This is a genomic window from Cupriavidus sp. GW823-FHT06D04 (assembly GCF_058795055.1).
Genome location: NZ_JBXAHL010000003.1, coordinates 357,914 through 378,149, shown reverse-complemented (window position 1 = coordinate 378,149; position 20,236 = coordinate 357,914). Strand labels below are relative to the sequence as shown.

At 69.1% G+C, this 20,236-nt stretch carries 18 protein-coding genes; 16 read left to right on the top strand and 2 right to left on the bottom strand.

Going from position 1 to position 20,236, the window contains the following annotated elements; translation table 11 throughout:
* The first annotated feature begins 48 nt into the window (after window positions 1–48).
* Genes cpaB through AC1Q7H_RS07795 form a run of 10 tightly spaced genes read left to right on the top strand, consistent with a single transcriptional unit; the run spans window position 49 to window position 11,362 of the window.
* Window positions 49–1,002, top strand: coding sequence for a Flp pilus assembly protein CpaB (cpaB, locus tag AC1Q7H_RS07840; protein WP_492381096.1), 954 nt, complete (start codon window positions 49–51; stop codon window positions 1,000–1,002).
* A gap of 19 nt (window positions 1,003–1,021) precedes the next feature.
* Window positions 1,022–2,467, top strand: coding sequence for a type II and III secretion system protein family protein (locus tag AC1Q7H_RS07835; RefSeq protein ID WP_492381105.1), 1,446 nt, complete (start codon window positions 1,022–1,024; stop codon window positions 2,465–2,467).
* 46 nt (window positions 2,468–2,513) lie between these two features.
* Window positions 2,514–3,755: a CpaE/TadZ family protein gene (locus tag AC1Q7H_RS07830; protein ID WP_492381095.1), complete on the top strand. Its 1,242-nt coding sequence runs from the start codon at window positions 2,514–2,516 to the stop codon at window positions 3,753–3,755.
* A 1-nt stretch (window position 3,756) separates the two neighbouring features.
* Complete coding sequence (locus tag AC1Q7H_RS07825) at window positions 3,757–5,073, top strand: TadA family conjugal transfer-associated ATPase (RefSeq protein WP_153954557.1); 1,317 nt, start codon at window positions 3,757–3,759, stop codon at window positions 5,071–5,073.
* The gene (locus AC1Q7H_RS07820; protein WP_013951887.1) at window positions 5,066–5,992 is read left to right on the top strand and encodes a type II secretion system F family protein; all 927 of its coding nucleotides are present in this window, start codon (window positions 5,066–5,068) and stop codon (window positions 5,990–5,992) included. The genes AC1Q7H_RS07825 and AC1Q7H_RS07820 overlap by 8 nt, the downstream gene beginning before the upstream one ends.
* A 31-nt stretch (window positions 5,993–6,023) precedes the next feature.
* On the top strand, window positions 6,024–7,070 hold the full coding sequence (locus tag AC1Q7H_RS07815) for a type II secretion system F family protein (protein WP_492381094.1): 1,047 nt from the start codon (window positions 6,024–6,026) through the stop codon (window positions 7,068–7,070).
* Window positions 7,067–7,930 (top strand): tetratricopeptide repeat protein, encoded by an 864-nt coding sequence (locus tag AC1Q7H_RS07810; protein ID WP_211979550.1) that lies wholly within the window; start codon window positions 7,067–7,069, stop codon window positions 7,928–7,930. Before AC1Q7H_RS07815 ends, AC1Q7H_RS07810 begins: the two co-directional genes overlap by 4 nt.
* Entirely contained in the window at window positions 7,927–8,274 is a 348-nt protein-coding gene (locus AC1Q7H_RS07805) for a DUF3613 domain-containing protein (protein ID WP_211979551.1), read from the top strand. Before AC1Q7H_RS07810 ends, AC1Q7H_RS07805 begins: the two co-directional genes overlap by 4 nt.
* On the top strand, window positions 8,271–9,959 hold the full coding sequence (locus AC1Q7H_RS07800; protein WP_211979552.1) for a TadG family pilus assembly protein: 1,689 nt from the start codon (window positions 8,271–8,273) through the stop codon (window positions 9,957–9,959). The genes AC1Q7H_RS07805 and AC1Q7H_RS07800 overlap by 4 nt, the downstream gene beginning before the upstream one ends.
* A 38-nt stretch (window positions 9,960–9,997) precedes the next feature.
* On the top strand, window positions 9,998–11,362 hold the full coding sequence (locus AC1Q7H_RS07795) for a sigma 54-interacting transcriptional regulator (protein WP_011616405.1): 1,365 nt from the start codon (window positions 9,998–10,000) through the stop codon (window positions 11,360–11,362).
* 15 nt (window positions 11,363–11,377) lie between these two features.
* Here AC1Q7H_RS07795 and AC1Q7H_RS07790 read toward each other — a convergent pair whose 3' ends face one another.
* Complete coding sequence (locus AC1Q7H_RS07790; RefSeq protein ID WP_211979553.1) at window positions 11,378–11,734, bottom strand: YgiW/YdeI family stress tolerance OB fold protein; 357 nt, start codon at window positions 11,732–11,734, stop codon at window positions 11,378–11,380.
* Window positions 11,735–11,872: 138 nt separating this feature from the next.
* On the opposite strand from AC1Q7H_RS07790, the gene AC1Q7H_RS07785 reads away from it, so the two are divergent.
* On the top strand, window positions 11,873–13,021 hold the full coding sequence (locus tag AC1Q7H_RS07785; RefSeq protein ID WP_492381093.1) for an exonuclease SbcCD subunit D: 1,149 nt from the start codon (window positions 11,873–11,875) through the stop codon (window positions 13,019–13,021).
* Window positions 13,018–16,080 (top strand): AAA family ATPase, encoded by a 3,063-nt coding sequence (locus AC1Q7H_RS07780; RefSeq protein ID WP_492381092.1) that lies wholly within the window; start codon window positions 13,018–13,020, stop codon window positions 16,078–16,080. The genes AC1Q7H_RS07785 and AC1Q7H_RS07780 overlap by 4 nt, the downstream gene beginning before the upstream one ends.
* An 18-nt stretch (window positions 16,081–16,098) precedes the next feature.
* Here the strand turns inward: AC1Q7H_RS07780 and AC1Q7H_RS07775 are convergent, their stop codons facing one another.
* A complete protein-coding gene (locus AC1Q7H_RS07775; protein ID WP_013951895.1) occupies window positions 16,099–16,356 on the bottom strand; it encodes a hypothetical protein in 258 nt (85 codons plus the stop codon).
* Window positions 16,357–16,838: 482 nt separating this feature from the next.
* Here AC1Q7H_RS07775 and AC1Q7H_RS07770 point away from each other — a divergent pair, with 482 nt between their 5' ends.
* The 4 genes from AC1Q7H_RS07770 to AC1Q7H_RS07755 all read left to right on the top strand — a co-directional run bounded on the left by AC1Q7H_RS07770 (window position 16,839) and on the right by AC1Q7H_RS07755 (window position 20,230).
* On the top strand, window positions 16,839–17,501 hold the full coding sequence (locus AC1Q7H_RS07770; RefSeq protein WP_041228515.1) for a 3-oxoacid CoA-transferase subunit A: 663 nt from the start codon (window positions 16,839–16,841) through the stop codon (window positions 17,499–17,501).
* A gap of 22 nt (window positions 17,502–17,523) precedes the next feature.
* Window positions 17,524–18,165: a 3-oxoacid CoA-transferase subunit B gene (locus AC1Q7H_RS07765; protein WP_492381091.1), complete on the top strand. Its 642-nt coding sequence runs from the start codon at window positions 17,524–17,526 to the stop codon at window positions 18,163–18,165.
* Window positions 18,166–18,205: 40 nt separating this feature from the next.
* Window positions 18,206–19,408: a 3-oxoadipyl-CoA thiolase gene (pcaF, locus tag AC1Q7H_RS07760; RefSeq protein WP_492381090.1), complete on the top strand. Its 1,203-nt coding sequence runs from the start codon at window positions 18,206–18,208 to the stop codon at window positions 19,406–19,408.
* A 90-nt stretch (window positions 19,409–19,498) separates the two neighbouring features.
* Window positions 19,499–20,230: an SDR family NAD(P)-dependent oxidoreductase gene (locus AC1Q7H_RS07755; RefSeq protein ID WP_211979555.1), complete on the top strand. Its 732-nt coding sequence runs from the start codon at window positions 19,499–19,501 to the stop codon at window positions 20,228–20,230.
* The last annotated feature ends 6 nt before the right edge of the window (window positions 20,231–20,236 follow it).

Sequence of the window (20,236 nt, the reverse complement as noted above, 5' to 3'; positions counted from 1 at the left end):
CGCCATGCCGCGACGCCCCCACGCCATGCTCATCCCAAGGAATCCCGCATGACCAGCAAGCAGATCCGACTCCTGGCGGGGGTGCTGCTCGGCCTGGCCCTGCTGCTTGCGCTGCTGGCGTGGCAGGTGGGCCGCCAGCCGGCCCAGGTGCCCGCGGCGTCGAATGCGGCCAGGCCGCTGCATCCGGTGGTGGTGACCACGCGCGCGGCGGAAGCTGGCAAGCCGCTTGACGCCGATGCGCTCAAGGTAGAGATGCTGCCCATCGATCCCGCCGGCGCCTACAGCGAGGTGGCACGCGTGACCGGGCAGGCGCCGCTGCTGGCACTGGGTGCCAACGTGCCGGTGCTCGAAAGCCAGTTGCTGGCCGGCCTGGCCACGCAGGTGCGGGAGGGCGAACGCGCGGTGGCCGTGTCGGTCGATGAAGTCATCGGCGTCGGCAACCAGGTGCAGCCGGGCGACTATGTCGATGTCTTCCTGGTGCTGCGCCGCGACCAGCAGGAGATCCCGGAAAGCCAGGCGCGCATGCTGCTGTCGCGCCTGCGCGTGCTGGCCTATGGCGTCGCCTCGGTCAACCGGCCGCAGAACGCCAAGCCGGAGCAGATGATGGCGCGCCAGGAAGGCGCCAAGACCGCGGTGCTGTCGGTGCCGCTGGAGCAGGTCAGCCGGCTGGCGATGGCGCAGCAGTCCGGGCGCCTGCTGCTGGCGCTGCGCAATCCGCAGGATGAAGCCATGCCCAGCGACGGCATGTTTGCCGAACCCCAGCCCGCGCTGGCCGCGCGCGCCGGCGTTCCCGCCGACGCGCCGCGCGCCGCCCCCGACAAGGCCATGGCCGGCGTGGTGCTGTCCGGCCTGGCTGCTACCACCGGTGCCTCTGCCCCCCGCGCGCCGGTGGCAGCCCCGGTGCCGCGGCCGTTGCAGGTTGCCGCGCCGCCCGCGCCAGCCCTGGCAAGACAAAGCGCAGGCGTGGAAGTGATCCGCGCGGGCAAGCGCGAGATCGAATAAGAACGTGGGCGCCGACCTTATGCATATCCAGAAGAACCAGGCCCGGAAGTACCAGGCCCGGAATTACCCCCATTCGGCGGCCCTGCGCCGCAGGCTGATGCAGCTCGCGCTGGCCGCGATGCTGGCCACTACCGCGTGGTGCGCACTGGCGCCGCGCGCACAGGCGCAGGAAGCCGTGAACGCACGCCAGTTGCGCCTGCTGGCCGGCGCGCAGAAGGAGATCCGCAGCGCGCAGCCGGTGGAGCGCGTGGCGGTGGGCAACCCGGCGGTGGCCGATGCGCTGGTGCTGCGCACACGCGGTGCCCCCAGCGTGCTGCTGGTGGCCAAGCAACCCGGTGTGACCGACGTGATGGTGTGGACGCGCGGCGGCGCCGAGCCTCTGACTTACAACGTGCAGGTCGATGCCATCGCGCCCGATGCCGATGCCGATGGCGCGAAGCTCGGCTATTCCGCGGCCGGTACCACCATCACCGGGCAGTCGCCCGATGCCTATGCCGCGGCGCGCGCGCAGGCCGCTGCGCGCGCGGCCACCAACGGCAAGAGCGATGGCAAGCCCGGCCTGGTGGTGGACCGCTCGACCGTGCCGCTCTCCGGCACCGTGCAGGTCGACGTCAAGGTGGTGGAGATCAGCAAGACCGTGCTCAAGGAAGTCGGCATCAACTTCTTCCGCAACAACTCCGGCTTTGCCTTCGGCACGTTCTCGCCATCGACGCTGAACAAGTTCACCTTTACGCCCGGCAGCGGCGGCGCGCCGGGCAGTTTCAGTGCCGACATCGCGTCGCCGATGAGCAATGCCTTCAACCTGGTGGCCGCGTCGCTGACGCACGGCATCTTCGCCAATATCAGCCTGCTGGAGGCCAACGGTCTGGTGCGCGTGCTGGCCGAGCCCAGCCTGGTGGCGCTGTCTGGCCAGAGCGCCAGCTTCCTGGCCGGCGGCGAGATCCCGATCCCGGTGCCGCAGGCGCTGGGCACGACCACGATCCAGTTCAAGCCGTTCGGCATCGGGCTGACGGTGTCGCCCACGGTGCTGTCGGCCGACCGCATCGCGCTGAAGGTGGCACCGGAGGCAAGCGACCTCGACCCCTCGCGCGGCATCTCGATCAATGGCGCGGTGGTGCCCGCCATCGTCACGCGGCGCGCCGACACCACGGTGGAGCTGGGTGACGGCGAGAGCTTCGTGATCGGCGGGCTGGTCAGCCGCAACACCGTCAGCAACGTCAACAAGGTGCCGGTGCTGGGCGACCTGCCGGTGATCGGCGCCTTCTTCAAGAACCTGAATTTCCACCAGGAAGACCGTGAGCTGATGATCGTCGTCACGCCGCGCCTGGTGAAGCCGCTGGCCAAGGGCGCGCCGGCGGCGCAAGCGGTTGGTGCCGACGGCCGCACTAGCGGCAACCCCAATGTATGGGGCTGGTATGTGCTGGGCGAATACGCGGACCCGACTTTGCCGGGTTTCTCAAAATAGCCGCCGGCCGTGCCGGCAGGCATGGCCAACGGCTTGAGGCAGAGAGATGGACTATTTTCTGTTGCATGCAACGCAGGGCGAAGTGAAGGACTGGCTGGGCAGGGTCCTGGGCGGGCTGGGCACGCTGGTGGCTGAAGGCGGCGCCCAGGAAGCCTTTCTCGAGCGCGCGGCCCAGCTGCGCCCGGGGCTGGTGTTCCTGCATTTCTCGACGGAACTGGCCGGCGCGTCGGCGCGGCTGGGCGAGCAGCTGCTGCGGCTCTTCCCAGGCCTGCCGCTGGTCGCGGTGGGCCACGCCGACGAGCCCGGCATCATGCTGGCGGCGCTGCGCGTGGGCGTGAAGGATTTTATCGACCTGCGCGACGCGCCGGCCGATGCCGAGGCCGCGGTCAAGCGCCTGGCCGTGCCGGGCGAGCAGGTGCGCCCGGCCCAGTCGGTGCGCCAGGGCAAGATCGTGGCGCTGCTGGGCGCACGCCCCGGCGTGGGCGTGACCAGCCTGGCCGTGAACCTAGCGGCGGCGGCACGCCGCCACCTGCCGCTGAACGAAAAGACCGATGCGCGCGCCGAAGTGCTGCTGCTGGACCTGGGCCTGCCGGCGCGCGACGGCGCGCTGTACCTGAACCTAAGTCCGGGCTTCCACTTTGTCGAGGCGGTGCGCAACCTGCGCCGCTTCGACCAGGTCTTCGTGCAGACCGCGCTTACGCGCCACGGCAACGGCGTGTGCGTGCTCCCCCTGCCTGCGGCGCTGGGCGAGCTGCGCGACATCTCCTACTCCGAAGCCAGCAGCCTGCTGGAGCGGCTGCGCGCGTTCTTCGACATGCAGATCATCGACCTGGGCGGCTTCGGCAATGCCGAATTCACCGCGCAAATCTTCAAGGCCGCCGACAGCGTGGTGCTGGTAGCCGACCAGAGCGTGGGCGCGATCGTCTCGGCCGCGGAGCTGGTGCATGAACTGCGCGCGCGCGAGGTGGAGCGCGACGACCTGCACCTGCTGGTGTCGCGCTTCGATGCGCGCCTGGGCGTGGATGCCGCGCAGATCGCGCAGCGCGTGGGCGTGCAGTCGGTGGGCACGCTGCCTGACAGCCGCGCGCCGCTAGTGCTGGCCATGAACCGCGGCGCGGTGCTGGCCGACGACGATCCGCACGACCCCTATGTGCGCGCGCTGGCCGACCTGCTGGCGCGACTGGGCTACCGCGCGGCGCAGGCCAGGGAAACCAGCCTGCTGGCGCGGATGAAGGACAAACTGCCTGAGGCGCTGCGCGCGGTGCGCGTGGCACGCACTGGAAGCTGACATGACGCAAGCGATTGAATTCTCCGACAATACCCCCGCACCGTTCCCGGTCTCGCAGGAATTCCAGAACATCAAGGAAGCGGCGCACGAGCACCTGCTGACCCGCATCGAAGAGCTTGGCGCGGAGTTCGGCCGCTGGTCGCGCACCGCGATCCAGCGCTTTGTCGACCTGGAGCTAGAGAGCTTTACCCGGTTGCGCCGCATCCCCATCAACGAGGCCGAGCTGCGCCAGATTGCCGAGGCGCTGACCAAGGAGCTGGCCGGCTTCGGGCCGATCGAAGACCTGCTCAACGACCCCGCGGTGGAAGACATCCTGGTCAACGGCCACCTTGACGTCTACGTGTCGCGCCACGGCGTGCTGGAGCGCATCCCGGTGCGCTTTACCGACAGCGGCCACCTGCTGCGCATCGTGCGCCGCATCCTGGCGCCGATCGGCAGGCGGCTGGATGAGTCCAACCCGATGGTCGATGCGCGCCTGCCCGACGGCGGCCGCATCAACGTGGTGATCCCGCCGCTGGCGCTGGAAGGCCCGGTGGTGTCGATCCGCAAGTTCCGCAAGGACCCGATGACGCCTGCTGACCTGCAGGCGCTGGGCACCATGAGCCCCGAGATCTGCGACCTGCTGCAGGCCGCGGTGCAGGCGCGCTGCAATATCCTGGTGAGCGGCGGCACCAGCTCGGGCAAGACTTCGCTGCTCAACGCGCTGGCCACCTTCGTGCCGACCACCGAGCGCGTCATCACCATCGAGGACACCGCCGAGCTGGCGCTGAACCACCCGCACGTGGTGCGGCTGGAAAGCCGTCCCGGCGGCTTCGAGGGCACCGGCGTGGTGTCGATCCGCGACCTGCTGCGCAACAGCCTGCGCATGCGTCCGGACCGCATCATCGTGGGTGAAGTGCGCGGCGGCGAGGTGCTGGAAATGCTGCAGGCGATGAGCACCGGCCACGACGGCTCGATGGGCACCATCCACGCCAGCAGCCCGCGCGAATGCCTGTACCGGCTGGAGATGCTGGCCGGTTTTGCCGGCTTCCAGGGCAGCGAGGCGAGCCTGCGCCGGCAGATCGCCAACGCCATCGACTTCATCGTGCAGATCGCGCGGCTTTCCAACGGCAAGCGCCGCATCGTCTCGATCACCGAGATCACCGGGCTGGGCGACAACATCATCTCCACCCAGGAGCTGTACCGCCACGAGCCCTTCATGAACCCGGACGGCACCGAGACCGACCGCTGGCTCTCGCTCGGCCTGCTGCCGCACTCGCCCAAGCTGGCGCGCATGCGCGGACAGGGCTTCATGCTGGACGATCGCTTCGATGTCTAGCGCCACGCTGCTGCTCGCCGCCATGGCCCTGGTCATCACCGGCCTGGGCCTGCTGCTGCTGGCCAGCGCGCAGGCGCGTGCACGCCGCGAGCAGCAGCAGGCCTTCCTGCAGGCGCAGACCGAGCAGGTGCGCCTGCGCTATGCGCAGGCGCCGGATCCGGCGCTGCAAGCGCCCGCGCGCGACCTGCGCCGCCGCTGGGACGACTTTCTGCGGCGTGCCGACCTGGCGCCGACGCGACGCACCGCCATCGTCTGGATCACGCCGGTGGTGCTGTGCACGCTGGCCGGCGCCGTGGCGGGGCAATGGCTGGGCGCGGTGTCGGCCCTCATCGTGGCGCTGGCCGTGGCGGCGTTCGCGGCATGGAACCGCGTGCGCCGCCTGCACAAGAAGCTGCTGTCGCAACTGCCCGGGTTCCTGGACGGCGTGGTGCGGCTGATGACGATCGGCAGCAGCGTGCCGGCGGCGTTCCAGAACTCCATCGCCAATACCGAGGCGCCGCTGCGCCAATGCCTGGTGCAGGCCATACACCTGCAGCGCGCGGGCAAGGAGCTGGACCAGGCGGTGCTGCAGGTCGGGCGCGTGTACAAGGTCGAGGAACTGGTGCTGGTGGCTTCCGTGCTGCGCCTATCAGTGCGCTACGGCGGCCGCGCCGATGTGGTGATGGAGCGCACCGCCGCCTTTATGCGCGACCGCGAACAGGCCCAGCGCGAGCTGATGGCGCTGTCGGCCGAGACCCGGCTGTCGGCGTGGATCCTGGGGCTGCTGCCGCTGGTGGTGGCCGGCGGCCTGTTCATGCTGAACGCGGGCTACATCATGATGATGTGGAAGGACCCCACCGGCAAATCGATGCTGCTGTCGGCCCTGGCGCTGGAAATTGCCGGGGCGTTCATGCTGTACCGGCTAGCCAAGTCGATCTGAGCGGCATGCCAGCACGCAGACAAGAGCCAACATGGACCGCCTGACACTGATTTCGCTCAGCCTGCTGGTCGCCGCTTGCGGCGTGGGCGTACTGACGCTGCCGCTGTTGCGCGACTGGCGCCAGCGCCGGCTGGCGGCGCGCACCATCGACGGCGCGCTGGCCCGGCAGCGCGCGGCAGAAGCTGCCCAGGCCGCGCACGCCGCGCAGGCCGCAGCCCCCGCTGCGCCTAGCGCCCAGGCTGCGGCAAAGGCCGGTGCCGCAGCGCCGCAGGGCAGGGGCGGGGCGGCCACAGCGATTGGGGTGCAACTGGGCGCGCGCGTGGGCGAGCGCATCAGCGCTCACTGGCTGGATTCGCGCCTTGGGCGCGCGGTGGTGACGCCGGAAGACCAGCAGTTGCTGGAGCAATGCGGCTGGTACGGGCCGCAGTCGCGCATGCTGTTCGGCGTGCTGCGGCTGGGGTTGCCGTTGGCGCTGGCGCTGGCTGCCATGCTCTGGCAGGTGGGCGCGGGCGCCTTCGCCATCGTTGCGTGGGGCTTCGGCACGTTTGCGCTGGCCTACCTGGCCCCCAAGTGGCACCTGCGCCGCCGTGCCGCGGCCCGCCTGCGCATGGTCGATGACGAACTGCCGGTGCTGATCGACATGCTGCGCCTGCTGCAGGGCGTGGGCCTGTCGATCGACCAGAGCCTGCAGGTGATCGTGGCCGAGTTCGGCAGCATGCTGCGCGTGCTGGGGCCGGAGCTGGCACGCGCGAATCAGCAGTTTGCCTCGGGACGCTCGCGCGAACAGACGCTCTTGCGCATCGGCCGGCTGTTCGACAGTGAAGACCTGAAGAGCCTGATCACGCTGCTGACGCAGGTCGACAAGCACGGCGGCGCGGTGCAGGAGCCGCTGCGCCAGTTCGGCCTGCGCATGCAGGAGGCGCGCAAATCGCGCATGAAGGACGAGATCGGCCGGCTCACGGTCAAGATGACTGCGGTGATGGTGGTAAGCCTGCTGCCGGTGCTGCTGATCCTGACCGCGGGCCCCGGCTTTCTAGGGGTGATCCGCATGCTGGCACATATGGGAGGGACGCGATGACGCGCTCAGTCGGTCCGGCGCTGGGCCGGATCTCCAAAACGGCGGCATGCCTGCTGCTGGCGGCGCTGTCCGGCTGCGCCGCCAATCAGAACGGCGCCGCGGCCATGCATGAGCAGGCGGAGGCCCAGGTGGAACTGGCCAAGCTGCGCGACAAGACCGCGCGTGCCGAATACAGCGAGCAGGCGGTCTACCTGGGCCTGATCCGCAAGATGCAGCAGGACGGACTTTACTTCGCCTCGCTGGCGCATATCGAGGTCTACGTGAAGCGCTTCGGCGCCGGCCCGGAGATCCAGGCCATGCGCGCCGATGCGCTGCGTGAGACCGGGCAGGACAAGGCTGCCACCGATGCTTACCAGCAACTTGCAGCGACGTCGCAGGGCGAACAGGCCGCGCATGCGCACCACGGGCTCGGCCTGCTGGCGGGGCGCCAGGATGACTTTGCGCGCGCCGTCACCGAGCTGCGCCAGGCCGCCGCGCTCGACCCCGTCAATCCGCGCATCTCCGGCGACCTGGGCTACGCGCTGATGCGTGCCGGCGCGCTGCAGGACGCGCGCGTGCCGGTGATGCAGGCGCTGGAACTGGACGCGCACAATCCGCGTGTGATCAGCAACGCCGTGGTGTGGCTGATGGCCGACGGCAAGCGCGCGCAGGCCAACGCCATGATGCAGAAGGCCGCACTGCCCGAAGCCACGCGCAGCGCCATCCGCAAGGAAGCCGACCGCATCGCCCGCGCCACCGCGGCGCGCGACCGCGCAGCGGCCCGTCCTGCGCCGGCAGTGCGGGCGCCATCGAAACCCGCCACGACCGCACCGGCCACCTCGGTGGCGGCCGTGGCCGCAACAGCAGGGGTTACCCCATGACCGCCATGTTCCGCATTGCCATCCCTGCGCTCTGCCTGCTGATGCTGGCGCCCGCCGCGCAGGCGCAGACCGACCGTGCCACGACCGAAGCCGCCACCACCGGCATGCCGGCAGGCAGCCCCGCACAACGCGAGATCGGCGCCGACACGCGTGCCATCCTTGCCATCCAGCGCGAAGGCACGCAGGCCGGCCCCATGCTGCCGATGCACGGCGAGCAGGCGGCGCTGGGCTATGAGCGCTACATGAACAGCTTCCGCTTCGCGCTGCCGGAGTTCTACACGGGGCAGGCCAACGCCAGCACCGCGCGCTCCGGCTCCGCTGGCCAGATGCTGGGCGGCAAATGAGCTTGCGCCAGCCGCGGCTGCGCCGGGCACCTCGATCCGCGCGCGGCGCCATCAGTGTGATGGCGGCGCTGCTGATCGCCACCGTGGCGATCGCCGCGCTGGTGTCGATCGACGTGGGGCATGTGTTCATGCGCCAGCGGCAGTTGCAGAACATGGTGGACCTGGCCGCGATGTCGGCGGCGCAGCAGCTCAAGCGGGCGGATAGCGCGGCGAATCTCAACGCCGCTGTGCTGGGTACGGTCAGAAATATCGGTGCGAAGAACGGGTATCCGTCGGGCATTGCCATGGGTTGCGGCGATGCCACCGGTGGCAGCGCGGATGCCATGACTGCCTGCCTTGGCGTGTGGGATCCGGCGAGCGGCGGGCCCAGGCATTTCAGCGCTGCCTACAATCCGGCCCAGGTGTCGCCCAATGCCGTGCGCGTTCAGGCCACGCAGACTGTGCCGATCCTGTTCGTGATCAATGGGGGGGGCGGCCGGCAACTGTTTGCGGAATCGATTGCCAGTGGCAGTCCGCCGGTGGCGGCGTTTTCGCTGGCTACTGGGTTGCTGGACGTCTCCACTGCCAACAGCATGCTGAGTGTGTTGCTGGGCAATACGGTGAGCTTGTCGTTGGTGGACTGGCAGGGACTGGTCAATACCAACGTGACGCTGGACCAGTTGCGGCTCAAAGCGGATGTCGGCACGGTGGACCAGCTGCTGAATACTTCATTGAACCTGCGTGATTTCTACGCGCTGGTGCTTGGCGCCGCTGGCCGCGACGCGCTGCTGACGACGATGCTGGGCAGCCCGCCAACCGCGCTTGGGGCCAGCGGGGCGGCGGCTACGGTGTCACTGGCCAGGCTGCTTGATCTGGGTGTGATGGCGCCTGCGGCATCGTCGGCGGTGGAGGTGGGCCTGAACGTGGCGCAGTTGCTGCTGGCCTCCGCGCAGGTGGCGCGAGGGGATACGGCAGTTGCCCTGCCGCTGAACATACCCAAGCTCCCGCTTGGCCTGGGGGGCATCAGCGCCAACATGCGCGTCATCGAGCCGCCGGTGACGGCGGCGGGTCCGGCGCGACAGCTCTCCAGCAACCCTGACACCTGGCAGACGACCGCAAGCGCGTCCCAGGTAAAACTGACCCTGATGCTCCAGATCACCGCCAATATCCTGAAACCGGTACTGGACGCCAACTTGAACGTGCCGCTCTATCTCGATGTGGCCAACGCCACCGCCGACCTGACCAAGCTGCAATGCGCGGCAAATCCTGGGGACCGCCGTGCCACGATGCACGTCAAGAGCGGTCTCGTCACGGCGTGCCTCACCGATGGCTGCACAGGTAGCGATGTGGTGCTCGGCCAGGCTAAGCTGGGGCTGTTCGACATTGCGGACGTGATTGCCACGGACGTCCCACGCTATGGCAGCACGGCTGGCCAGGAGGTCACGCTGGCACCGGGCGGGCATGCGCAAGTTGGTACTGCCGATCCGTTTGGCGGGTTGTTCTCCCAAGTGCTGGCCCTGAAGGTGCGGACCAAGCTGCTGGGGATCCTTAGCGTGCCCATCGATCTCGGCCCGCTACTCGCGCCGGTCGGGGCAGCGCTCGACGCGCTGGTCCCGCCGCTGCTCAACAGCCTCGGCATCCAGCTAGGCACCGCCGACCTCTGGGTCCACAGCATCGACTGCAACAATGCCGAACTGGTGTACTGAGCCATGATCGCGCCAAACCGCCTGATGGCAGAAATCGAATGAAGACAGACCGCTGGGCCTACGAAAACCTTGAAGTCTACGTGTGGGAAGGCAAGTACGAGATTGCCGACCGCGTCACGCGTTTCCTGGCGCCGCTGGGCGTGGACGTGATCCGCGCCGGCGCGCTCGAAGCCTTGCCCGCCGAGCCGCGCCTGAAGCCCTGCATCGCGGTGATCAGCGTGTCGGTGATTGGCGCGGCGCGCTTCTCGCTGGACTGGGAGGCCGCGCACGGCATGCCGGTGATCTGGGTGGCCGGCCCGGGCCGCGAGGCCGATCCCGGACGCTTTCCGCCGGAGTACGCGCATATCCTTGCCGATGACTTCACCGGCGCCGACCTGCGCAGCCAGATCGGCAAGCTGCTGCCGCAACTGCTGGCCACGGACGCGCCGGGCGAGCGCGAGGCCGACCTCGTGGCCGGTTCTCCGGCGATGCGCCAGCTGCTGCAGCATGTGGAAACCTTTGCCGACTTCGGCAGCAACGTGATGCTGTATGGCGAAACCGGTGCGGGCAAGGAACGCATCGCGCGCCTGTTTCATGAGCGCAACGGCACCTACGGAAAGGGGCCGTTCGTCGCGGTCAACTGCGGCGCGATCCCTGACGGCTTGTTCGAGTCGCAGTTCTTCGGCCATGCCAAGGGCGCGTTCACCGGCGCCTCATTCGCGCACCGTGGCTATTTCGAGCAGGCCAACGGCGGCACGCTGTTTCTCGATGAAATCGGTGACCTGCCGCTGTTCCAGCAGGTCAAGCTGCTGCGCGTGCTCGAAGAGAACGTGATCACCCGGCTTGGCTCGACCCTGGCGGTCAAGCTGGATTTCCGGCTGGTGGCGGCAACCAACAAGGACCTGCGCGACGCGGTGCGGCAGGGGCGCTTCCGCGCCGACCTGTTCTTCCGCCTGGCGGTGATCGAGATGCGCATCCCCAGCCTGGAAGAGCGTGGCCAGGCCGACAAGGTGGCGCTGCTGCAGTCGTTCCTGCGCCATATGCTGGGGGAATCCGGCTTCGACGCATTGCCGCCGATGCCGGACTGGCTCAAGGGCGCGGTCGGCACCGCCTATTTCACCGGCAATGTGCGCGAGCTGCGCAACCTGGCCGAGCGTGTGGGCATCACCGTTCAGCAGACCGGGCACTGGGACGAAGAGCGCATCCGGCCGCTGTTCCGCTCGCTGCATCCGGGTGCGTTCGATGGCGGCGAGCGCAACGACCTGCGTGCCGATACGGAAGAACGCCGCCGCATCCTGGCCGCGCTCGATGCCAATGGCTGGCGGCGGCAGGACACGGCGGCAAGCCTGGGCATCAGCCGCAAGGTGCTGTGGGAAAAGATGCGCAAGTACCAGATCGCCGACAGCGAGGCCGAGCCGGTGTGAGCGCGCGCATTCGCCTCACTGCAGGCGGATCTCCTTCACGTCGAAGTGCGATTCGCCAATCAGCTCCTTGTCGTACTCGCCGACCAGTTCCACCGTGGTCTGCGCATCCACCGGCTTCTGTGCCGGCCAGAGCCTGGCCTTGATTTTCACCTTCATCTGGCCGGTGCCGTCCGAGAACAGGTAGTGCTCGTGGCCGACGTTGCTGACGATCTTGCCGCGCAGCATGGCATGCTGGTCGTCCTTGCCTTCCGCCTGCAGCGCCTTGACGGTCATCGCCGGGATGGCCGACGGGCCGGTGTACTGGGCGCTGGCGCCGGTGGCGGCCAGGCCCAGGGCGAGCGTCAGGGCAGTGGCGGTCAAAATGCGTTTCATGAGCGTTCTCCGTTAGCTTCAATCTGGGGGCGACTGCATGCATGATGCACGCGTCCGCCTGAACCATTGCTGAACGGGTGGTCAGGTCGCGACGCATTATGATGCGGGTTTCGCCCTTTTCATCCACCGGATCCCGGATTGCGTTTCCTTCACACCGCCGACTGGCATCTCGGCCGGCTCTTCCATGCGCGCAGCCTGCTGGAAGACCAGGCCCATATCCTCGACCAGTTTGTCGAACTGGTCCGCACCGAACGCCCCGACGCCGTGCTGATCGCCGGCGACGTCTACGACCGCGCCGTGCCGCCGCCCGAGGCGGTGGCATTGCTCGACGACGTGCTGGGCCGCATCGTCATCGACACCGGCGTGCCGGTGGTGATGATCGCGGGCAACCACGACAGCGCGCAGCGGCTGGAATTCGGCGCGCGGCTGATGCGGGCCCAGGGCCTGCACGTGGCCGGCCGCACGCTGGCCGAGGCTGCCTGCGTGACGCTGCACGATGCCCACGGCGAGGTGCGCATCTACGCGCTGCCGTATGCGGAGCCGGCGGTGGTGCGCGATGCCATGGACACCGACCTGCCATCGCATGAAGCCGCGCTGCGCGCGCAGCTCGATGCCATCCGCGCGGTGCATCCGCCGGGCGTGCGTGCCGTGGTGGTGGGCCACGCCTTCGTGGTGGGCGGCGCGGCAAGCGAATCGGAACGGCCGCTGTCGGTGGGCGGCAGCGGCGCGGTGGCCGCGGACCTGTTCGCCGGCTTCGACCTGGTGGCATTGGGTCACCTGCACCGGCCGCAGACGCTGGGCGGCGGGCGCGTCCACTATGCGGGCTCGCTGCTGAAGTACTCGCTGTCAGAGTGCGCGCACGACAAATCAGTGTCGAGTATCGAGCTGGGCGCGGCCGGTGCCGTCACCATCACGCCAGTGGCGCTGCAGGCGCTGCGCGACGTGCGCGTGGTGGAAGGCGAACTGGCGCAAGTGCTGGCAGCGGGGGCCGATGACCCGCAACGCGATGACTATATCCATGCGCGGCTCACCGATACCGGCGCACTGCTGGACCCGATGGCCAGGCTGCGGCAGGTCTATCCCAATGCGCTCGCGATCGAGCGGACTGTGCTGGCGCGCACCGGCACGGCCTCGGAGGCCGGACGCAAGCTGCGGCAGCTGGGAACCGGCGAGCTCTTTGCCAACTTCTTCCGCGAAGTGGCGGATGCCGAGCTGGAACCGGACCAGCGTGCCGTGCTCGACCAGGTGCTGACCGGGATCGCCGCCGCGGACAGGGAGTCGGCATGAGACCGCTGCATTTGACGCTGCAGGCCTTCGGCCCCTTTGCCGCGACCGAGCAGGTTGATTTCACGCGGCTGGGCGAGCAGGCCTTCGTGCTGATCCACGGCCCCACCGGTGCGGGCAAGACCACGCTGCTCGACGCGATCTGCTTTGCGCTGTACGGCGATACCTCCGGCGGCGAGCGCAGTGCGCAGGCCATGCGCAGCGCCAACGCCGCGCCGGCGCTGCGCACCGAGGTGACGCTGGAGTTCAGCCTGGGCGCGCAGCGCTGGCGCGTGGCGCGCTCGCCCGTGCAGGAGCGGCCCAAGCAGCGCGGCGAGGGCTGGGTGACCGAGCCGGCCAGGGCGCAGCTGGACCTGCATGACGGCAACGACTGGGTCAGCAAGGCCAGCCAGCCCGCCAGGGTCAGCGATGCGGTGCGCGACTTGCTGGGCTTCGACAGTGCGCAGTTCCGCCAGGTGATCGTGCTGCCGCAGGGGCGCTTCCGTGAATTGCTGACTGCCAGCTCGCAGGCGCGCCAGGCCATTCTTGAGCGCCTGTTCCGCACCGAGCTGTACCGGCGCGTGGAAGAGCTGCTGAAGGCCGAGGCCGCCGGCATCCGCCGCGATGCCGAGCGCATCGCCATCCAGCGCGACGAAGCGCTGCGCCAAGTTGGCGTGGAATCGGCGCAGGCGCTGGCCGAGGGAATCGAGGCATTGCAGGCCGAGTTGCAGGCGCTGCAAGGGCAGGAACAGGGCGCGCGCGCCACGCTGGCCACAGCGCAGGCGGCGTTGGGTGCCGGCGCGCAGGTGGCGGCGCGATTGCAGGAACGCCAGCTGGCGCAGGCCGCGCACGCGGCGCTGCTGGCGCGCCAGCCAGCCATGGAGGATGAGCGCGCGCGCCTGCACGCCGCCCAGCGCGCTGCGCGTGTCAGGCCGGCCCTACAGGCATGGCAAGCCGCGCAGCGCGACCAGGCCGCCAGCGCCGTTGCCTTGACGCGGGCCGGCGAGCAGGCGGCCCGCGCCGCGCAACAGGCCACGCAGGCGGCTGCCGCATTGCAGGCCGAAACGGCACGCGCCGAAGCGCGCCAGTCCGCGCAGCGGCGGGTTTCGCAGCTGGCAGACATGCTGCCGCGCGCACAGCAGCTGGGTGCGCAGCTGGCCGCGCTGCAGGCGGCCGAAGCCAGGCAGGTGGCAGCCGCCACCGCGCGCGAACGCGCCGCCGCACAGCTTGCCACGCGGCAAGCCGATGCCGTTGCCGCGGAGTCCGCGCTGGCGCAAGGCCAGATTGCCGCAGCGCAGGCACAGGCCACGGCGTTGCAGCTGGCCGCATTGCAGGAACGTGCGCGGCAGCTTGACCGTCATCAGCAAGCTGCCCGGGCGCTGGATGTCGCGAACGCACAGGCGGCCACTGCCGCCGCTGCCGAACAGCTGGCCCTGCGCCAGCGAGAGCAGTGCCGCGCCGCACTGGCCGAAGCGGAAGCCGCGTGGCGCGCCGGACAGGCCGCGCGGCTGGCTGCAACCCTGGCAGCGGGCGATGCCTGCCCGGTCTGCGGCAGCACTGCGCACCCGGCACCGGCGCAGCATGTGGCGGCGCCGCTGTCGGACCAGGCGCTGGAGCAGGCCCGCCACGCCGCGCTCGAGGCCGAATCCCATGCGGTGCGCAGCGCCGGCCAGCACCAGGCGGCACAAGCCGCCATTGCCCAGGCGCGCGAGCGGCTGGACGAACTGGCGCAGGCGCTGGGCGAGGTCGGCGACGAGTCCGCCCGCAAACTGAAGGCGGAGATCACTGCGCTGGAAGCGGCATTGGCCGAAGGCCGGCAAGCAGCGGCAAGCCTTGCGCAATGCGAAGTCGCCATTGTCAGTTGCCGAACGGCGCTCGCAGCGGCGGAAGCCGCCAGCCGCGATGCCGCCGCCGCCGCCGAGGCCGCTGCCCAGGCGCTGGCCCACTGCCGTGGCGAATGGCAGGCCGCCAGCGCGCAGGTCCCTGAGGATTCACGCGACCCCGTGGCGCTGGGCGAGGCCCTGCGCCAGGCGCAGGCCATGCTCGCCGCGCTGGAACAGGCGCTGGCCGCTGCGCAGGCGGCCGAGCGCCAGGCTGCGGCGGACGCAGCAGGGGCCCAGGCCGGACTGGTTTCGGCACAGCAGGCACAGGCGCAGGCGGCCCACCGCCTGGCCGAGGCCGAATCCGCGCTTGCGCAGGCGCTCGCGCAACAAGGCTTTGCCAATGAGCCGGCCCACGCCGCCGCCTGTCTTGGCGACGATGCCATGCAGGCGCTCGACGCGACGCTGCGCGCCTTCGATACCCAACTGGCCACAGCCGCCGACCGGCGCGAACGCGCCGAGGCCGCCGCGCAAACGCTGGACGCGCCGGACCTGGACGGCCTGCGCGCAACGCGGGATGCGTCGACAGCCGCGGTGGAAGCCCTGGTCCGGCAACAGGCCGAGCGCGGCCGTTCGCGCGACACGCTGCTGCAGTGCCAGCTGCGCCTGCAGCAGCTCGATGCGCAAGGGCGCGACATCGAGGCACGCTACGCGGTGCTGGGCCGGCTGGCCGAAGTCGCCAACGGCAATAACCCGCGCCGCATGACGTTCCAGCGCTTCGTGCTGGCCACGCTGCTCGATGAGGTGCTGGAAGCCGCGTCCGCGCGTTTGCTGGCGATGAGCCGCGGCCGTTATGTGCTGCAGCGCGTGCGCGAGCAGGCCGACCAGCGCAGTGCAGGCGGACTGGATATCGAAGTGTTCGACCACGATACCGGCGCGGCGCGGCCGGCCAATACGCTGTCAGGTGGCGAGGGCTTTCTCGCGTCGTTGTCGCTGGCGCTGGGCCTGGCCGACGTGGTGCAGTCGCGCGCGGGCGGCATCCAGCTCGATACGCTGTTTGTCGACGAAGGCTTTGGCACGCTCGATCCCGAGAGCCTGGACTTCGCCATCCGTACGCTGCTGGACCTGCAGCAGGCAGGGCGGCTGGTCGGTATCATTTCGCACGTCACCGAGCTGCGTGAGCGCATCGACGTGCGGTTGGAGGTGCGCCCTGGGGTTGGCGGCAGCCGGGTACTGTTGACGGGTGTGGCGACACCCGCGTAGTGCGGCGTGACTTCCCCGTCAGGCGACGAATACCTGGCGGCAACGAATCGCCATCACTTGCGCTTCAAACGCGCGGGCGGCTGCCCGCGCCAGGCGCGCACGGCGTGACAGCGGCGGCGGGCGGGATGGCATGTCGGTGCCTGCCGGGGCAGGCACGGGGGATTGCAGTCGATCCTTGCGGGGTTTCAGTCCCCACGCCTGCTGCGTGACATGCAGGATGCGCGCAAGCGCCGCTGCATGGGGCGTGGATGTAAACGGGACGTGGACGGTGGCCATGATCGGGCTCCTCGTTCTTGTTTGTTGCCAGGCTGCCCTGCTCAGCCGGGTGGTCCGGTGGCTGCTGTGCGGGTCTTGCCTTGCCTGATTCCACAATAGCCCGCGCGGCCCCCGGGCCATATCGAGTGCGAGCCGATTGTGATGTCGGCCCCTTCCTACATACGGGGCGTGCCCGTCACCCGCGCGCGCTTATCGCACAATCTGGTTGGCCGACCGCCCGGTCGGCTTGACCGTCGTCGACGCGCAGGTGTAACCTGTTCATTCTGCGAATTCAAGTTCGTATATCGAACAAATCGGTTAACGAACAACCGGTCCACACCACAAAGGCCACACGCAGACTGCTGGACTCGTTCAAATGGGTAGCGCCCCGCCGCCCGCCGCGACGAAACTCCTTCCGGCAGGATTACCGGAGACAGCCTTTCATGCGCCGCGTCTTGCGGCCCGCTCCGGTAGCCTGGCGGATCTTCCGACCTGGAACGCAAGTGATCAACAAGCTATACGACACGGTGGAAGCGGCAGTCGCCGGCATCCACGACGGCGCCACCATCCTGATTGGCGGCTTTGGCCTTGCAGGCATGCCTGCGGAACTGATCGACGCGCTGATCGAGCAGGGCGCGCGAGACCTCACCATCGTCAACAACAACGCCGGCAACGGCGACACCGGGCTGGCCGCGCTGCTCAAGACCAAGCGCGTGCGCAAGATCGTCTGCTCGTTCCCGCGCCAGGCGGATTCGTACGTCTTCGATTCGCTCTACCACGCGGGCGAGATCGAGCTGGAACTGGTGCCCCAGGGCAACCTGGCCGAACGCATCCGCGCCGCCGGTGCCGGCATCGGCGGCTTCTTCACGCGCACCGCGTACGGCACGCCGCTGGCCGAAGGCAAGGAAACGCGCATCATCGACGGCCAGGGCTATGTGTTCGAAACCCCGATCCACGCCGACTTCGCGCTGATCAAGGCTGACACGGCCGACCGCTGGGGCAACCTTACCTACCGCAAGACCGCGCGCAACTTCGGCCCGATCATGGCGATGGCCGCCAATTGCGCCATCGTGCAGGTCAGCCGCGTGGTCGAGCTGGGCGAGATGGACCCCGAACACATCGTGACGCCGGGCCTCTTCGTCAAGCGCGTCGTCAAGGTCGCCTGAGCGCGAACACAGGAGAAACAGCATGCAACGCCTGACCCGCGATCAGATGGCCGCCCGCGTGGCCAAAGACATTCCCGAAGGTGCCGTGGTCAACCTCGGCATCGGCCTGCCGACGCTTGTCGGCAACCACCTGCCCGCAGACAAGGAAATCCTGCTGCACAGCGAGAACGGCCTGCTCGGCATGGGCTCCGCGCCCGCGCCGGGTGAGGAAGACGGCGACCTGATCAACGCCGGCAAGCAGCCGGTGACGATCAAGCCGGGCGGTTCCTACTTCCACCACGCCGATTCGTTTGCGATGATGCGTGGCGGCCACCTCGACTTCTGCGTGCTGGGCGCGTTCCAGGTATCGGAGAAGGGCGACCTGGCCAACTGGCACACCGGCGCGCCCGGCGCCATCCCCGCCGTGGGCGGCGCGATGGACCTGGCCATTGGCGCCAAGCAAGTGTTCGTGATGATGGAGCACCAGACCAAGCAGGGCGAGAGCAAGATCGTGCCGCAGTGCACCTATCCGCTGACCGGCATCGGCTGCGTGACCCGCATCTACACTGACCTTGCGACCATCGACGTGACCGCCGACGGGCTGGTCGCGCGCGACCTGGTCGAAGGGCTGAGCTTCGATGAACTGCAGCGCATTGCCGGCGTTCCCCTGAAGCTGGCCGCCTGAGCGCCGGCATCACCACACACCAAAACGAGAGAGACACACCATGACCGAAGCCTTTATCTGCGACGCCATCCGCACCCCCATCGGCCGCTACGGCGGCAGCCTGTCCGCGGTGCGCCCGGACGACCTCGGCGCGGTGCCGCTGAAGGCGCTGATGGCCCGTAATCCGAACCTGGACTGGAAGGCGATCGATGACGTGATCTACGGCAACGCCAACCAGGCCGGCGAAGACAACCGCAACGTGGCGCGCATGTCGGCGCTGCTGGCTGGCCTGCCGCAAGAGGTGCCGGGTGCGACCCTCAACCGCCTGTGCGGCTCCGGCATGGACGCCACCGGCACCGCCGCGCGCGCCATCAAGGCCGGCGAAGCCACCCTGATGATCGCCGGCGGCGTGGAAAGCATGAGCCGCGCCCCGTTCGTGATGGGCAAGGCCACCAGCGCCTTCTCGCGCGATGCGCAGATCTTCGACACCACCATCGGCTGGCGCTTTATCAACCCGGCCATGCGCGCGGCCTACGGCGTGGACTCGATGCCCGAGACCGCCGAGAACGTCGCCACCGACTACAAGATCAGCCGCGAAGACCAGGACCTGATGGCCCTGCGCAGCCAGGAAAAGGCCTCGCGCGCGCAGGCCGACGGCACGCTGGCGCAGGAAATCACCCCGGTCACCATCGCCCAGAAGAAGGGCGACCCGATCGTGGTCGAGCGCGACGAGCACCCGCGCGCCACCAGCATGGAAGCGCTGGCCAAGCTGCGCGGCGTGGTCCGTCCTGACGGCACCGTGACCGCTGGCAATGCCTCGGGCGTGAACGACGGCGCCTGTGCGCTGCTGCTGGCGAGTGAAGCCGGTATCAAGAAACACGGCCTGACCCCGCGCGCCCGCATCGTCGGCATGGCCACCGCCGGCGTGGCGCCGCGCGTGATGGGCATCGGCCCGGCACCGGCGTCGCAGAAGCTGCTCAAGCAGCTGGGCATGACCATGGACCAGATCGACGTGATCGAGCTGAACGAAGCGTTCGCCGCGCAAGGCCTGGCCGTGCTGCGTGAACTGGGCGTGGCCGACGACGACAAGCGCGTCAACCCGAACGGCGGCGCGATCGCGCTGGGCCACCCGCTGGGCATGAGCGGCGCGCGCCTGGTCACCACCGCGATGTACCAGCTGCACCGCACCGGCGGCCGCTTCGCGCTGTGCACGATGTGCATTGGCGTGGGCCAGGGTATTGCGATGGTGATCGAGCGGGTCTAAGTCAAGCCAGTTGGAAAGCTGAGGGTGTACTCCCTCTCCCGCAAGCGGGAGAGGGAGCGAGTTAGCGGTAGTTCTTGGAGTGAGCAAGAGATGTCCCTTCCCGTAGCCACGCTCGTGACCGGCGGCAGTTCCGGTATCGGCCGCGCCATCTGTGAAATGCTGCTGGCCGATGGCGTGACCCAGGTGGTCAATGTCGACTATGCCGAACCGGCCTGGTCGCACCCGAACATGACTTTCTTCCAGGCCGACCTGACCGATGCCGAGGCGACCCGCGCCGTGGCCGCGCAGGTGACCTCGCGCTTCACCGTCACGCGCCTGGTGAACAACGCCGGCGCCACGCGCCCCGGCACCGCCGACACCGCCACCGTTGCCGACCTGGACTACGTGACCGGCCTGCACCTGCAAGCCACGCTGCTGCTGACGCAGGCGTGCCTGCCCGCGATGCGCGCCGCCGGTTTTGGCCGCATCGTCAACATGGCCTCGCGCGCCGCGCTGGGCAAGGCCGAGCGCGTGGTGTACTCCGCTACCAAAGCCGGCCTGATCGGCATGACCCGCACGCTGGCGATGGAGCTGGGCGGCGACGGCGTCACCGTCAACGCCGTGGCTCCGGGCCCGATCGCCACCGAGCTGTTCCGCAAGAGCAACCCCGAAGGTGCTGAACAGACCAGGCGCATCCTGGCCAGCATCACCGTTAAGCGCATGGGCACGCCGGAAGACGTTGCGCGTGCCGCGCTGTTCTTCCTGTCGCCCGACAGCGGCTTCGTCACCGGTCAGGTGCTGTACGTGTGCGGCGGCACCACGCTGGGCGTTGCGCCGGTGTAAGCACCG